The sequence below is a fragment of the Empedobacter sp. UBA3239 genome, assembly GCF_002362875.1.
In the GTDB taxonomy this organism is placed as follows: Bacteria; Bacteroidota; Bacteroidia; order Flavobacteriales; family Weeksellaceae; genus Empedobacter; species Empedobacter falsenii_B.
Map to the genome: position 1 here is coordinate 1 of NZ_DEVJ01000026.1, position 14,043 is coordinate 14,043.

The window sequence follows — 14,043 nt, forward strand, 5'->3', positions numbered from 1 at the left end:
AATACAATTCAAACAGATAATGGACACGAATTTCAATCAAAGTTTCATTGGCATGTTCAAGATTTAAATATGAGACACCGATTTATAAAAGTAGGAACACCTCAGTTAAATTCAAAAGTTGAATGATTTCATTTGACTGATAAAAAAGAGTTTTATCAACTTTTAAGCTACACAGATGATGTGGATTTAAATCAGAAACTGGAAGAATGGGAAAACTTTTATAATTTCAATAGGCCTCATGGTTCATTTAAAGGAAAAACACCTTATGAAATACTAAAATCTAAACTAAAATAATTATATTTAAAGTCTACGAGGTTATGAAGTACGACAATGTAAATTTCCCATCGTCCATTGCGCAATCATTTGCAATTTGTATGGATCGCTGATGTATTGTAAAAGTGTCAAAACGGCTGTAAAAACTTCAGAAATTATCATTCCTGATAAAACCATATTGATTAACGAACTTTTGAGGTTTGTTTTTGAAATTAAATACGTTAATAAAACAGCACAAATTCCAAATACAAATGCTGAAATATTGATAGATAATACAGGAACAACCATTGCTAAAGCTGCGCCAACAGCAGAACCAGATGATATACCTAATGTAAAAGGATCTACAATTGGGTTTCTGAAAATTGCTTGTAAAACATTACCAGATGATGCCAAAGCTGCACCAACAATAAACGTTAATACAATACGAGGTAAACGAACTTGCCACAAAATAGTTTCGATACTTGATTGAGGTAAATTAGTTGTTCCCGAAATTAACTTGCTCATTGCAGATGAACTGTAACGAATCAATTCCGAAATACCTACAAAATTCGTTGCACCCATTGTCATAGAAAGAATGACAACCGTTAATGGTAAAATCAAAAGTAGACCGTAAGATTTCAATTTAGATTGCATTTTTCTTGTATAAATCTGGTTTTTGGTACAATTGCATGATATCATTTTGTACCTATTTGTTTAATTGTTCAGTCGAATAAGCCGAAGGATAGCACCAATTGCGAAGTTGTTTGGCAAATAATAAAAACTTAACTGTATGCGGATCGTAATAAAACGCAGGATTCATAGCGAAAACTTGTTTTGATTTTACCGCTGGCAAAGCATCCAATTCTTTTAGTTGATACAAATTCCAAAGAACAATCAAATCTGGATTCCATTTATAGATCGATTCTGCACCAACATTTGACGATTCCATTTCTAACGGACAAGCATTTTCTGCACCCGATAATTTGATCGCTAAATCTAACAAAGTTCCTTTTCCAGATGTCGAAAAAATACGTCCTTTCGACCACGCATAATAGACTTTTTTAGGTTTTTCATTTACAGGAGCTTTCAACTTTTTAGCCTCAGCTTTTACATAAGAAACCACTTTCTCTGCACGTTGTTTTTTTTCTAATAAAGTTCCCATTCCAAGCAATTCTTTGTAAATCTTATCTTGACTTAAACTTGAAACGGTAAAAACTGGAATATTTAATTCTTCTAATTGCTGAATTGTTTCGATATTTTGTTCATAAACAATCGCTAAATCAGGTTGCAAACCAACAATTGTTTCGATATTACTTGATCCACCTCCAAAAGTTGGCGTCGCAATTGTTTTGTTTTTAATTCGCTCATCTAATTTTGCATAGAACTCAAATTTATCTTCATTCTGAAAAACTTGTTGCGGAATTCCAACCACTTTATCTTCGGCATGCAACATGTAAATTTCGTCCAAAGAAGGTTCAAAAAGTACAATCACTCGTTTTGCTTCTTGTGGTAACGAAACCATTTTTCCACGACTATCTTCCGCTTTTATTTCACCTTGTTGTTCGCTCTTTTTTGAAGAAGAAGAATGACAACTTTGAAAGAAAATAAAGAATGATAAAATAAGGGTTATACAATGAAATATTTTACAATTCATGATTTAATTTTTTACCAAATTTTTTAATAAAAATTCACTGATTAATTGTGCTTCGACAAGTTGTATTTTATCTTGATAACGAGTCAAAAGTTGCTCATACATACGACCATCATAAGGAAGCAAAAGTTGATTATCGTCGTCGTTTTTCCAATAAATAGGAAGGTGACGATTGCCAACGAATTAAAAAAAATCAGCGGCATCGGACTTCGACTTTGCAGAAAACTGAATACACAAACAAGGTTTTATGTAAACTGAAGCTATTAATTTGTTTTCATGAAATAATCGATCGCCGTTCTGCCACTCATTTTTAGTTTGTAATCGAAGTTCTAATGTTAAACCAGTAGTTGTTTTTCGCGTAATTTTTTGTTTTCGAATCTCAAATCATTCAATCGTTAATTGATCCAAAATATTTTCTACTTCTTCAGTTTTTGACTGAATTTCATCTATAATTACCAACTGATTTTCCATTGTTTCGATCTATTATTTTTGTTGTGCAGCTTCTTTTTTCAACTGAACTTTCTCTTTCAACCATTGACACCATTCGTCAATTCCTTCTCCATTCAACGTACTGATTGTTTGCACTTCTAAGTTTGGATTAACCTCTCTTGCATCCTTTGTAACCGCCTCGATAGAAAAAGGAACATATGGTAATAAATCTGATTTAGAAACCAACATCAATTCACTTGTTAAGAACATACGTGGATATTTCTTTGGTTTGTCATCACCTTCAGTTGTAGCGATAAGTGTAACACGATAATCTTCACCTAAATCAAAAGCAGATGGACAAAGAAGATTTCCTACATTTTCGATAAATAATAAATCTGTTCCATCCAAATTAATATGATCTAACGCTTGTAAAATCATTTGCGCTTCGATGTGACACATTCCACCTGTTACAATTTGTAAAGCATTAATCCCTACTTCGCGCATACGAACTGCATCACGCTCCGTTTCTGGATCACCAACTAAAACAGAAATATTCAATTCTTTCCCCAAACGTTTTCCAATTTCTTGTAACAACGTTGTTTTTCCTGATCCTGGAGACGAACAAACATTGATGATACAAACATCTTTCAGACGTTCGCGAATCGCATTTGCAACATAATCGTTGGCTTTTAATAAATGTAAAGTTGTGTTGTCGCATTGAACAGATCCTACTCTATTCCCAAGACTTTTTGGATTTTGTGTATTTGTTGACATAATTGAAATATGTTTAATGATTATTTATTTTTAAAGATGACTTGCGAGATAAAAAGCTCATTTCCTTTGACAATTGTGCTAGATGGTGTTGAACAATCTTCGCAAACAAATTTGTGATAGTTGACTTTGAAATTTTTGTGACATTTTTCGCAATACGCTACAATTTCATTGACCAAAACCTCTAACTCGATTTCATTATAATTTTGGTTATCAGCTATAAATGCATCAGATTCATTTTGGATTAAAACAGGTTGAACATTTGATAAAAGGCCAGCTGTAATTTGAACTTTTTCTATATCTTCTATCTTCGAATCATAGCGCTCGTTCAACGTATCAAATATGTCTTTGACAATACTTAATTCGTGCATAATTTTTAATTTTTTTGAATAGATTTCCTCCTTCTAAACAAAATAAATGCTTAGAAAATAGTTATGTATAAGAAAGTTTTATGTTTATCAGATAAATGGTAAACCGTAGATATAATGGCTCAACAGGCAAATTTTATTTGTTGAAGTAGAAAATAAATCAGAAAAAATACGAACACAAATCTGTTGATTAAAATTAAACTTAACATCTGCGTTGATAAATTCGTCAAAAGAAAAATCATTGATTTTTAAATGTTCTACAGTAAATGTGAATCCTTCAATAGTGCTAGTTGTATTATCACATTTTATTGTCTCTTTTTCTACTTTTTGATGCGCATAAGATTGATTTGTTTTGTTAGAAAAGCTAAACAGAACAATCAAAAAAAGGACAGAAAATATGTGAAAAATCGTTTTCATTTACGGTTGTAAAGGTACCACTTGCTACACCAAAACGATTATATAAAATAGCGTATAAATGTTCAAAAACGTTACAAATCAATAAAAATTATGTCGTTTACAAAAACGAATTTAAAATTGTTTGTCGATACATTTTTATTGTTTTACAATAAAAATGTTTTGTAATTGAAAATATTTATATTTAATTTGAAAAATAAATAATTACTAAATATGGAAACTAAATCTAAATTTTATTTAAAATTAATTGGAGTATTACTAATTACTCTTCCTTTTATTGATTTCTTTTTTAACAATGGATTAAATGATTTTAAAAGAGGTTTTAATAAAGGTGAAGCCGAAGGAAATTATGAATATTTTAATATCTTCCCAAAAAATAGTGATAATAATACTATTTCTATTCCAAGAATAGATGGGAACATTTTAACAAACGAAATTAGTTTAGAAGTATATACTGATAGAAGTCTAGACATTTACCCATTTTATATTTGGGTTTTATATTTACTTTTAGGCGTTGTAATGATTTTTTATTTATTTTCTACAATTCGATTAATTAAAAGATTTATTAATGGTGAATTATTTGAAAAAAGTACATACAATACTTTATTGTATAATGGATTTGCTGTTATATGCTTTTCTTTGATCGACTCTTTATTAACTATCATAAAAAATAATCAACTAGAAAAATATCTTGTGAATAGTAATTTTATTATTTCTAAAAGTTATATGATTAATGCTTCTGATATATATACAGGATTATTTACTATTGCTTTTGCAATTGCCTTAAAACAAAGTATTCAAATGAAACAAGAAAACGATTTAACGATATAAATATGGCAATTATTATCAATTTAGATGTCATGATGGCAAAACGTAAAATGTCTTTGAATGATTTGAGTGATAAAGTTGGTATTACATTATCTAACTTATCTATTCTAAAAAATGGAAAAGCAAAGGCTATTCGTTTCGAAACTTTGAATGCAATTTGCAAAGCTTTGGATTGTAAACCTGGTGATATCATTGACTATACGGAAGATTAAAACAAAAACCCAAATTTACTTTTTATTAAAAGAAAATACTATATTTGTCGATAACCAAAAGGTTTTAACTTAATTTTCCTTGGTGATAAAGATTTTCAACTGTTTTGAATTAAATAGACAAAAATCTTGTTTTACGGCTTATCTTCTTCCGACTATAATCGTTTTTTTAAGGAATAAAATTTAATAAAAAATTAGCAATCAATACACCTTTTCTACCCAAATAATCGGATAGAATTTTGTAAATTTGTAACCAATACATTAGAAAATTTAATGGAATATAATACACTTCGTTCACAATTGATTATTCCAGAATATGGTCGTCATATTCAAGAAATGGTAAATCATTGTAAAACAATAACAGACGAAACAGAACGCAACGGATTTGCCGAAATTATAATTGAAGTAATGGGAGAATTAAATCCTCACTTGCGCGATGTACCAGATTTTCAACATAAACTTTGGGATCAACTTTTTATCATGGCAGAATTTGATTTGGATGTAAAATCTCCTTATCCAATTCCGACAAAAAAAGATACGGTAAATAGTAAACCAAACAAAGTAGAATATCCAAAAAGCATCTATAAATACAGATATTACGGAAACAATATTCGTAAAATGATTGATGTTGCTGTAACGTGGGAAGAAGGCGAAAAACGCGAAGGTTTGTACTTTGCGATTGCCAATCACATGAAAAAATGTTATTTACTTTGGAATAAAGATACTGTTGACGATCAAGTTATTTTCAATCATTTGTACGAATTATCTGATGGTAAAATTGATTTGAGAAAAGTTGATGATCATTTGGTTTCTCCTGATCGTTTGAATTCGAATAATAATCATTCAAATAACAATCAAAACAATAGAAGTTACCAAAACAATAATCGTAATCATCAAAATAACAATAATCGAAATAATAACCAAAATTCGAATAATCGTCAAAACAACAATAACCGAAATAATCAAAATAACAACAATCGAAACCAAAACGTTCGAAACAATAAAGGTTAAATCAAAACTATTTAATACAACTAAATGGCTACATTTCAAATAAAGGGAGGGAAACCTTTGAAAGGAGAAATTACTCCGCAAGGTGCTAAAAATGAAGTACTACAAATTTTATGTGCGGTTTTATTAACCAATGAACAAGTTCGTGTTAAAAATATTCCAGACATCCGAGATGTCAATCGTTTGATTGAAATTTTGGGTGATTTAGGCGTAAAAACACAAAAAAATGGAAAAGGAGATTTCACTTTTCAAGCTGACGAATTACGATTAGATTATTTAAAAGGAAAACAATTTCGCAAAGATGGTGCTGCATTACGTGGGTCAATCATGTTAATGGGACCACTTTTAGCTCGTTTCGGAGAAGCTTTTATGCCAAAACCAGGAGGAGATAAAATTGGACGTCGTCGTTTAGATACGCACTTCGAAGGTTTCTTAGCTTTAGGAGCAAAATATCGTTTCAATCCTGACGAAGATTTTTACGGTGTAGAAGTCGACGAAAAAGGATTACAAGGTTCTTATATGTTATTAGAAGAAGCTTCTGTAACAGGAACTGCAAATATTATTATGGCTGCAGTTTTAGCAAAAGGAACAACAACTATTTACAACGCTGCCTGTGAGCCTTACATTCAACAATTGTGTAAAATGTTGAACAGAATGGGTGCTAAAATTTCTGGAATCTCTTCGAATCTTTTAACAATTGAAGGAGTTGAAAAATTAGGGGGAACTGAACATTCATGTTTACCAGATATGATAGAAATTGGATCATGGATTGGTTTAGCTGCCATGACAAAATCTGAATTAACAATCAAAAATGTTTCGTGGGAAAATTTAGGTGTTATTCCAGATGTTTTCAGAAAATTAGGAATTAAATTAGAACGTCGTGATGACGATATTTATATTCCAGCTCAAGAACATTACGAAATCGAGCGTTTTATTGACGGTTCTATTTTAACTATTTCTGATGCTCCTTGGCCAGGATTTACACCAGATTTATTATCAATTATTTTGGTAATTGCAACACAGGCAAAAGGAAGTGTTTTGATTCACCAAAAAATGTTCGAATCTCGTTTATTCTTCGTCGATAAATTAATTGATATGGGAGCGCAAATTATTTTATGTGATCCACATCGCGCAACTGTTATTGGTCTTAATCACGAAACTCCGTTGAAAGGAGCCGAATTAACTTCGCCAGATATTCGTGCTGGTATGTCTTTATTGATTGCTGCCCTTTCTGCAAAAGGAAAAACTGTTATTCATAATATCGATCAAATTGACCGTGGTTATGAAGATATCGATGTACGTTTACGTGCTATTGGAGCTGATATAATTAGAGCTTAAAAAATAAAAAATGCAATCTATTATTGAGTTTTTCACCAATTTTGTTCAACGCCCAGACAAGGTTTTAATGGACATTATCAATAATTACGGTTATTGGATATATGCTATTTTATTCTTGATAATTTTTGCTGAAACAGGCTTAATTATCATGTCATTTTTAATGCCTTTTTTACCTGGAGATGCACTAATCTTTTCGATCGGAATGATTGCAGCAAGCGATGATCAAAACCATTTGCATATAGAATATATTATTCCATTACTGATGGTTGCAGCAATTCTTGGTGATAACGTAAATTATTATGTTGGACGAAAATTTGGTGGCTGGATTTTAGGACGAAAAGACTCGTGGTTTCTTAAAAAGAAACATATCGAAAAAGCAACAGAATTTTTTAACGAAAATGGTAAAAAAGCAATTATTATCGCTCGTTTTATGCCTGTTGTTCGTACAATAATTCCATTTATTTGCGGTGTTACAAACCTTAATTATCGCACATTTATTACCTATAGTTTTATAGGCGCGGTACTTTGGGTTGGTGTTATTTCTCTTTTGGGACACACATTAGGTCAGTTTGACATTGTAAAAAATAATTTAGAGAAATTCATTTTCGGAATTATATTATTGGCGAATATGCCGTTGATTATCCGAATTGTGAAAGCTCAATTCAATAAAAATAAAACAGAAGAATGAGACAATTTGGATTAATCGGAAGAAATATTTCCTATTCATTTTCTAAATCTTATTTTGCTGAAAAATTTAAAAACGAAAACATTGTAGACGCTGTCTACAATGTTTTTGATTTACAGCAAATCGATGAAGTAGAAAAAGTATTCGAAACCGAAGGTTTAGTGGGCTTTAATGTTACAATTCCTTACAAACAAGAAATCATTCCATTTTTGGACGAATTATCACCAGAAGCTAAAGCAATTGGTGCGGTTAATACAGTTTTGATACAAGATGGAAAACGAATCGGGCATAATACAGATTGTTATGGTTTTCATCATTCGATAGAACCTATTTTAGAACCTCATCATAAAAAAGCATTGGTGTTAGGAAATGGAGGTGCTGCAAAAGCGGTTTTTTATATTCTTGATTTATTGAAAATTGAATATAAAATAGTTTCAAGAACAAAAACTGAAAATCATTATTCATATGATGAATTAAATAAAGAAATCATTCATAATCATCAAATTATTGTGAATTGTTCGCCAGCTGGTACTTTTCCAAATACTGAAATCGCTCCACTTCTACCCTACCAATTTATCAACGAAAATCATTTATTGTACGACTTGATTTACAATCCACCATTGACAAAATTTTTAGAAAATGGTCAACAAAATGGAGCCAAAATAAAAAATGGTCACGAAATGTTGGTTCTACAAGCCGAAAAAGCTTGGGAAATTTGGAATAATCGTACAAAATAGACTTGATATTGTCCTCAAATTTTATTAGATTTGAGAAACAAAACTTAATTTCTTATGAATACTGAAATGGATAACCTGCAAAATGCAGACGGAGAACAATTACCTAAACCTGCAAATACAAACGACTCTAACACGGAATCTTACAAAACGGTAGAGTTAACGAACCAAGAAAAAATAAGCGATATTTCGTTCAAAGATTACGAAAAATTTAGTTTTGATGTTTTGATTAACGAAGCAAAAAATCTATTAAGCAAATATGATGTTCAAGAGATTCGCGAGCATTTTAATCAAATTCGTGATGCATTCAAAACTAAATTAGAAGAAGATGAAGCTGCAAAAAAAGAAGCTTTCTTAAGTGAAGGTGGTGATGAATTAGATTTTAAATACGAAACATCTTTTAGAGCAAAATTTAACGCTGTTTACAACGATTTTAAAAATCAATTAGCAGTTTTTCATAAAGAAAACGAAAAAAAGGAATCTGATAATTTAAAGGAACGTTTAGAAATTATTGACGAATTGAAAGCCTTGTATCAAGAACCAAGTGATTCTTCGGCGGCAATGTTCAAGAAATTTCGTGAGTTAAAAACTCGTTGGCACAATGCAGGAAGAATTCCGAGCAAAAATGCTGAAAATGTATTCAAAAATTATTTTTTCCACTTAGATAATTTCTACACATATTTGGATATGAATAAGGAATTGCAAACATTGGATTATGCACATAATCTGGAAGTTCGTCAATCGATTATTAAACGTGCAGAAGAATTAATTGGAGAGCAAAACGTGCAAAAAGCTTTGAATGAATTGCAATATTTGCATCGTTTATGGAAAGAAGAAGCCGTCCCTGTACAAGAAGATTTGCGCGAACCAACGTGGCAAAAATTCAAAGAATTAACAAATAAAATTCATGACCGTAAAGGGGAATTGAATGAAAAAATAAAACAAGAGCAAAAAGATAATTTAGAAAAGAAGAATCAAATTATCGCTCGTATCAAAGAAATTTCTGAGCAAGCAACAACAAAATCGCATGGCGATTGGCAAAAAGCTATTTCTGAAATAAACTCTTTGCGTGAGAACTTTATCACAATTGGACGTGTTCCGAAAGATAAAAATTCTGCAACTTGGGAAGCTTTCAAAGAAGTGACAAGACAATTTAATCACATCAAAAATGATTTCTATAAAAATCTAAAATCAGAGCAACAACTGAATCTTGAAAAGAAATTGGCTTTGTTAGAAATTGCAAAACAACATACGGAAAGCACGGATTGGAATGCTTCTGTACAAGTGATTAAAAAAATCCAAAATGATTGGAAAAAAATTGGACATGTTCCAAGAAAAAATTCAGACAAAATCTGGAAAGAATTCAAAGATACATGTAATCAATTCTTTGATCGTTACAAAAAACGTCACGAACAAGCGAATCAAAAATTGGAACTAAATTTCGAAAAGAAACAAGCTTTCTTAAACGATTTCAAAAATCAAACGATTTCTGAAAACAAAGATGAAGCGTTGAAACAACTAGAAGAAATCCAACATAATTGGACAAGTTTAGGAAAAGTTCCATCAGAAAAAATTTCAATCAATCAAGAATTTACAAATGTTTACCACAAAAAAATAGATGCTTTAAATCTTTCTAAAAATGAATTGAACGATTATAAGTTAAAATCATTTGTCAATAAAGTAAAATCTGGAAATAATGGAAATTTATTGGATGATGAGATTAGAAAAACACGTAAAATAATTGAGGATTTAGAAAAAGAAATCAATCAATTGGATAATAATGTACATTTCTTTTCGAATGCAAATGAGAACAATCCTTTATTAAAAGATGTTTACAAACAAATTGACGATAAACGTAAAAAATTAATTGAAGCAGAAATCAAACTGAAAACATTATTCAATATTGATTTTAATGCATAATTTTTAGGCATGACACAACAATCTATCGATGAGCAATATATGGCTCGTTGTATACAAATTGCAACAAACGGGTTAGGAACAACATATCCTAATCCGTTTGTTGGTTCTATTATTGTACATAACAACAAAATTATAGGCGAAGGTTTTACGTCAGAATATGGTGGACCACACGCCGAAGTGAACGCAATTAATTCGGTTAAAAATCAAGAATTATTAAAGGAATCTACGTTATATGTTACGTTAGAACCATGTTCACATCACGGAAAAACGCCTCCTTGTGCGGATTTGATTATAGAAAAAGAGATTCCAAAAGTTGTAATCGGAACTCTAGATCCTTTTGCGAAAGTAAATGGACAAGGTTATTTACGTTTGTTGAAAAATGGTGTTGATGTAACGCTGGGTGTTTTGGAAAAAGAATGTATCAAACTCAATAAACGTTTTATAACATTTCATCAGAAAAAACGTCCATATATTATCTTAAAATGGGCGCAAACAGAAGACGGATACATGGGGCGTGATGATGTACAATTGTGGATTACAAACCAATATACAAAACAGTTAGTACATAAATGGCGAACGGAAGAACAAGCTATTTTGGTTGGAAAAAACACTGCTTTAATTGATAATCCACAACTTAACACACGATTATGGAAAGGAAATAATCCGTTGAGAATTGCGATTGACAAAAACTTAGCAATTCCGAGAAGTTTCCATTTGTTTGATCAAACACAACCTACTGTTATTTTTAATTCGATTGAAAATTGTTCTGAAGAAAATTTAGAACTTGTTCAATTAGATTTTACGCAAAAAATATTGCCACAAGTGATGGATTATTTATACGAAAACAATGTTCAATCCTTGATTATTGAAGGTGGAAGTGATACCATACAACATTTTATTGATGCTAATTTGTGGGATGAAGCACGAATTTTGAGTTCGGATACCATTTGGAATGAAGGAATTTTAGCTCCTCGACTGAAAGGAATTCGAACTGAAAAGCATCGTTTTTTGAATGATGAATTAAATATTTTCGAAAATAGATTAGATATACAAGAACCTTAGAAATGAGGTTCTTTTTTATTTATGATTTATTTGAATTTATTAAAATTTTCGTTTAATAATTATTTCAGAAAATTTATTCTTCTTAAATTCTATGTTATTTATTGATTCAACAAGAAAACTCATTTTATAAAATTTATTTTGTAGCTTAAATATTAATTTCCCACCAATATTATCAATTTTATAATTAAAAATATTTTGTTTTTTTGTTACATAGCAAAATGATGGTTCATTACAATTTTGGCAATCAATTAAATTTGCTTTATTATTTTTCAAAAATCTAAATTCTATTGTACGACAAAATTGAAATTTAGATTTTCCAATTGAACTATTATAAATCTTCAGATTTTCAGTTTTGTAAAACATACTATCTTGATTATCTGTAATAATTCTATAATTATAATCTTTCATTGAATTATTAATGATCCTTTTAAATTCCTTCTTTGAAATACTCTGGCAAAAAAGAATACTCGAACACATTAGTATGAATAAAAATAAATAAGCTTTCATTTATATTAAATTTTTTCACCATTCATAAATATAAAACCTTTTTTCTTTAAAAGTACTATTTAAACTATCTTTGCGCTACTTTTCAATACAACATGACGGACAATTATCGTACAATCGAGAAAGCGGTGGAAGATGTAATTTTCAAAGAATTGGGTAGTAAGTTTATTAATTTTGCTTATCCAGTTGAGAATGAAGATGACATCAAAATTTATTTGGATCAATTACACGAAATTCATCCCGATGCAAATCATCATTGTTACGCGTACGCTCTTGGAATAGATGGTAAAAATCATCGTGCAAATGATGACGGAGAGCCAAGTGGTTCGGCTGGTTTACCAATTTATAATCAAATTTTATCAAGCGAAATCACCAATGTTTTAATTGTTTCTGTACGTTATTTTGGCGGAACAAAATTAGGAATTCCTGGTTTGGTAAAAGCCTATAAATATGCGGCACAAGTTGTGTTAGAAGAAGCAAATATTGTAGAAAAATTTGTTTCAAAACGTGTGAAAATGGTTTTTAACTATGATCAACAAGGAATTGTAGAGCGCAATGTCGATCGTATTTCTGGTGATATTAAAGACAAACATTTTTCTGATAAATGCATGTTTACAATTTCGGTAAGAGAAAGTAAATTGGAAGAATTTATTCGCATGTTTGACGAGTATTATCAAATGGAAATTAAAATTATTGACTGATGCTAAACAGCTTAACTTCTTTACGTTTTTTCTTTGCTTTTGTTGTTTTTTTAAGCCATTTAACGTTTGTAAAAACCGATTTAGCTTGGTATAATTATCTAAAAAATAACGTCTTTTTCGAAGGTTATCTTGGTGTTGGTTTTTTCTTTATTTTGAGCGGATTTGTTTTGGCGCTTAATTACGAAAAGAAAGTCATCGACAATCCAAATTTTGATAAAAAGAAGTTTTATATCGCGCGAATTGCTCGTATTTATCCGCTTCATGTCCTAACCTTTTGTGTTATGTTGCCGTTTATTATCATCAATGTTTGGCAAGGTTATTTTCATTGGGATATTGCAGGTGCAAACTTATTTTTATTACAATCTTACATTCCGGTAAAAGACTTTTATTTCTCTATTAATAACGTTTCGTGGAGTATTTCGACCGAATTATTTTTCTATTTAATGTTTCCTTTTTATGTGATTTGGTTACATAAATTTCCGAAACTGAAATATATTTTATTACTAATTATTCCGATTATCATTTTTGCAGAACCTTATTTCAGAACAAATATGAAGTTGGAAAAAGCAATTTTTTACATCAATCCAATTGTTCGCAGTTTCGATTTTATTTTAGGAATTATTACCTGTCAAATCTATAAAAAGATAAAAGATACGCCTATCAGTTTTTCAAAAGGAACTTTAATAGAAATCGCTGTAATTACAGTTTTGGCAATCTTTTTTTACTTCCACAATGATATTGCGAGAGCTTTTCGTTACGTAATTTATTATTGGATTCCGATGGTTGGAATTGTTCTAATTTTTGCATTACAAAAAGGTTTATTTTCGAGAATACTTCAACACAAAATTCTGGTTTATTTAGGTGAAATCAGTTTTGCGTTTTACATGATTCATATGATTGTGATAAAATATGGAAATCAATATTTACCTAAAATCAATGATTTTCATAAAATTGGAATTTATTTTGTTATTGCTTTAATTTTAAGTGCATTAACGTTTGAATATTTTGAGAAGCCCGTTGCCAAGTGGATCAAAAATAAAGTAAAATAATATTTATTCAAACCCCTAGTGCATTTAGGTAATATTAATTTTTAAGTTGTTAATATTCCTATTTTGGTTTGTGTTTATTGTTTTAAGAATTGTGAGCTTTAGTATTTTTGATAGTATCCT

General features: G+C 30.2%; 16 protein-coding genes and 2 pseudogenes. 11 read left to right on the forward strand and 7 right to left on the reverse strand.

Annotated features, from left to right (window positions below; translation table 11 throughout):
• Positions 1 to 294, forward strand: a pseudogene (locus B4G36_RS03760) (integrase core domain-containing protein); the annotation flags it as partial.
• Between the two features lie 21 nt (positions 295 to 315).
• Here the strand turns inward: B4G36_RS03760 and B4G36_RS03765 are convergent.
• The 5 genes from B4G36_RS03765 to B4G36_RS03785 form a co-directional block, all read right to left on the reverse strand.
• Entirely contained in the window at positions 316 to 906 is a 591-nt protein-coding gene (locus tag B4G36_RS03765) for a FecCD family ABC transporter permease (protein WP_291062113.1), read from the reverse strand.
• A gap of 52 nt (positions 907 to 958) precedes the next feature.
• Positions 959 to 1,906, reverse strand: coding sequence for an ABC transporter substrate-binding protein (locus B4G36_RS03770; RefSeq protein ID WP_291062115.1), 948 nt, complete (start codon positions 1,904 to 1,906; stop codon positions 959 to 961).
• Positions 1,907 to 2,386: 480 nt separating this feature from the next.
• Positions 2,387 to 3,106, reverse strand: a complete 720-nt coding sequence (gene hypB / locus B4G36_RS03775) for a hydrogenase nickel incorporation protein HypB (RefSeq protein ID WP_052217937.1) — start codon at positions 3,104 to 3,106, stop codon at positions 2,387 to 2,389.
• A 20-nt stretch (positions 3,107 to 3,126) separates the two neighbouring features.
• Complete coding sequence (locus tag B4G36_RS03780) at positions 3,127 to 3,474, reverse strand: hydrogenase maturation nickel metallochaperone HypA (protein ID WP_291062116.1); 348 nt, start codon at positions 3,472 to 3,474, stop codon at positions 3,127 to 3,129.
• Positions 3,475 to 3,561: 87 nt separating this feature from the next.
• Complete coding sequence (locus tag B4G36_RS03785; RefSeq protein ID WP_291062119.1) at positions 3,562 to 3,888, reverse strand: hypothetical protein; 327 nt, start codon at positions 3,886 to 3,888, stop codon at positions 3,562 to 3,564.
• Between the two features lie 210 nt (positions 3,889 to 4,098).
• Between B4G36_RS03785 and B4G36_RS03790 the strand changes: the two genes are divergently transcribed.
• The 8 genes from B4G36_RS03790 to ribD all read left to right on the forward strand — a co-directional run bounded on the left by B4G36_RS03790 (position 4,099) and on the right by ribD (position 11,669).
• Positions 4,099 to 4,716 carry a DUF2975 domain-containing protein gene (locus tag B4G36_RS03790; RefSeq protein WP_291062122.1) on the forward strand — a complete coding sequence of 206 codons (618 nt, stop codon included), beginning with the start codon at positions 4,099 to 4,101 and terminating at the stop codon, positions 4,714 to 4,716.
• Positions 4,717 to 4,718: 2 nt separating this feature from the next.
• A complete protein-coding gene (locus B4G36_RS03795) occupies positions 4,719 to 4,925 on the forward strand; it encodes a helix-turn-helix domain-containing protein (RefSeq protein ID WP_286486023.1) in 207 nt (68 codons plus the stop codon).
• 270 nt (positions 4,926 to 5,195) lie between these two features.
• A complete protein-coding gene (locus B4G36_RS03800; RefSeq protein WP_038336666.1) occupies positions 5,196 to 5,933 on the forward strand; it encodes a DUF4290 domain-containing protein in 738 nt (245 codons plus the stop codon).
• A gap of 24 nt (positions 5,934 to 5,957) precedes the next feature.
• Positions 5,958 to 7,268, forward strand: a complete 1,311-nt coding sequence (gene murA / locus B4G36_RS03805) for a UDP-N-acetylglucosamine 1-carboxyvinyltransferase (protein ID WP_291062124.1) — start codon at positions 5,958 to 5,960, stop codon at positions 7,266 to 7,268.
• A gap of 10 nt (positions 7,269 to 7,278) precedes the next feature.
• Positions 7,279 to 7,956, forward strand: coding sequence for a VTT domain-containing protein (locus B4G36_RS03810; protein ID WP_291062127.1), 678 nt, complete (start codon positions 7,279 to 7,281; stop codon positions 7,954 to 7,956).
• On the forward strand, positions 7,953 to 8,690 hold the full coding sequence (locus tag B4G36_RS03815) for a shikimate dehydrogenase family protein (RefSeq protein WP_219034901.1): 738 nt from the start codon (positions 7,953 to 7,955) through the stop codon (positions 8,688 to 8,690). The genes B4G36_RS03810 and B4G36_RS03815 overlap by 4 nt, the downstream gene beginning before the upstream one ends.
• Positions 8,691 to 8,744: 54 nt before the next feature.
• Positions 8,745 to 10,607 (forward strand): DUF349 domain-containing protein, encoded by a 1,863-nt coding sequence (locus B4G36_RS03820; RefSeq protein WP_291062128.1) that lies wholly within the window; start codon positions 8,745 to 8,747, stop codon positions 10,605 to 10,607.
• 9 nt (positions 10,608 to 10,616) lie between these two features.
• A complete protein-coding gene (gene ribD, locus B4G36_RS03825; protein WP_291062130.1) occupies positions 10,617 to 11,669 on the forward strand; it encodes a bifunctional diaminohydroxyphosphoribosylaminopyrimidine deaminase/5-amino-6-(5-phosphoribosylamino)uracil reductase RibD in 1,053 nt (350 codons plus the stop codon).
• A gap of 39 nt (positions 11,670 to 11,708) precedes the next feature.
• Here ribD and B4G36_RS03830 read toward each other — a convergent pair whose 3' ends face one another.
• Complete coding sequence (locus B4G36_RS03830) at positions 11,709 to 12,077, reverse strand: hypothetical protein (RefSeq protein WP_291062132.1); 369 nt, start codon at positions 12,075 to 12,077, stop codon at positions 11,709 to 11,711.
• Positions 12,078 to 12,268: 191 nt separating this feature from the next.
• On the opposite strand from B4G36_RS03830, the gene B4G36_RS03835 reads away from it, so the two are divergent.
• Entirely contained in the window at positions 12,269 to 12,874 is a 606-nt protein-coding gene (locus tag B4G36_RS03835; RefSeq protein WP_291062134.1) for an IMPACT family protein, read from the forward strand.
• Positions 12,874 to 13,923 (forward strand): acyltransferase family protein, encoded by a 1,050-nt coding sequence (locus tag B4G36_RS03840; RefSeq protein WP_291062136.1) that lies wholly within the window; start codon positions 12,874 to 12,876, stop codon positions 13,921 to 13,923. The genes B4G36_RS03835 and B4G36_RS03840 overlap by 1 nt, the downstream gene beginning before the upstream one ends.
• A gap of 24 nt (positions 13,924 to 13,947) precedes the next feature.
• On the opposite strand, the pseudogene B4G36_RS14055 reads toward B4G36_RS03840, so the two are convergent.
• Positions 13,948 to 14,043: pseudogene (locus tag B4G36_RS14055) on the reverse strand (IS982 family transposase); the annotation flags it as partial.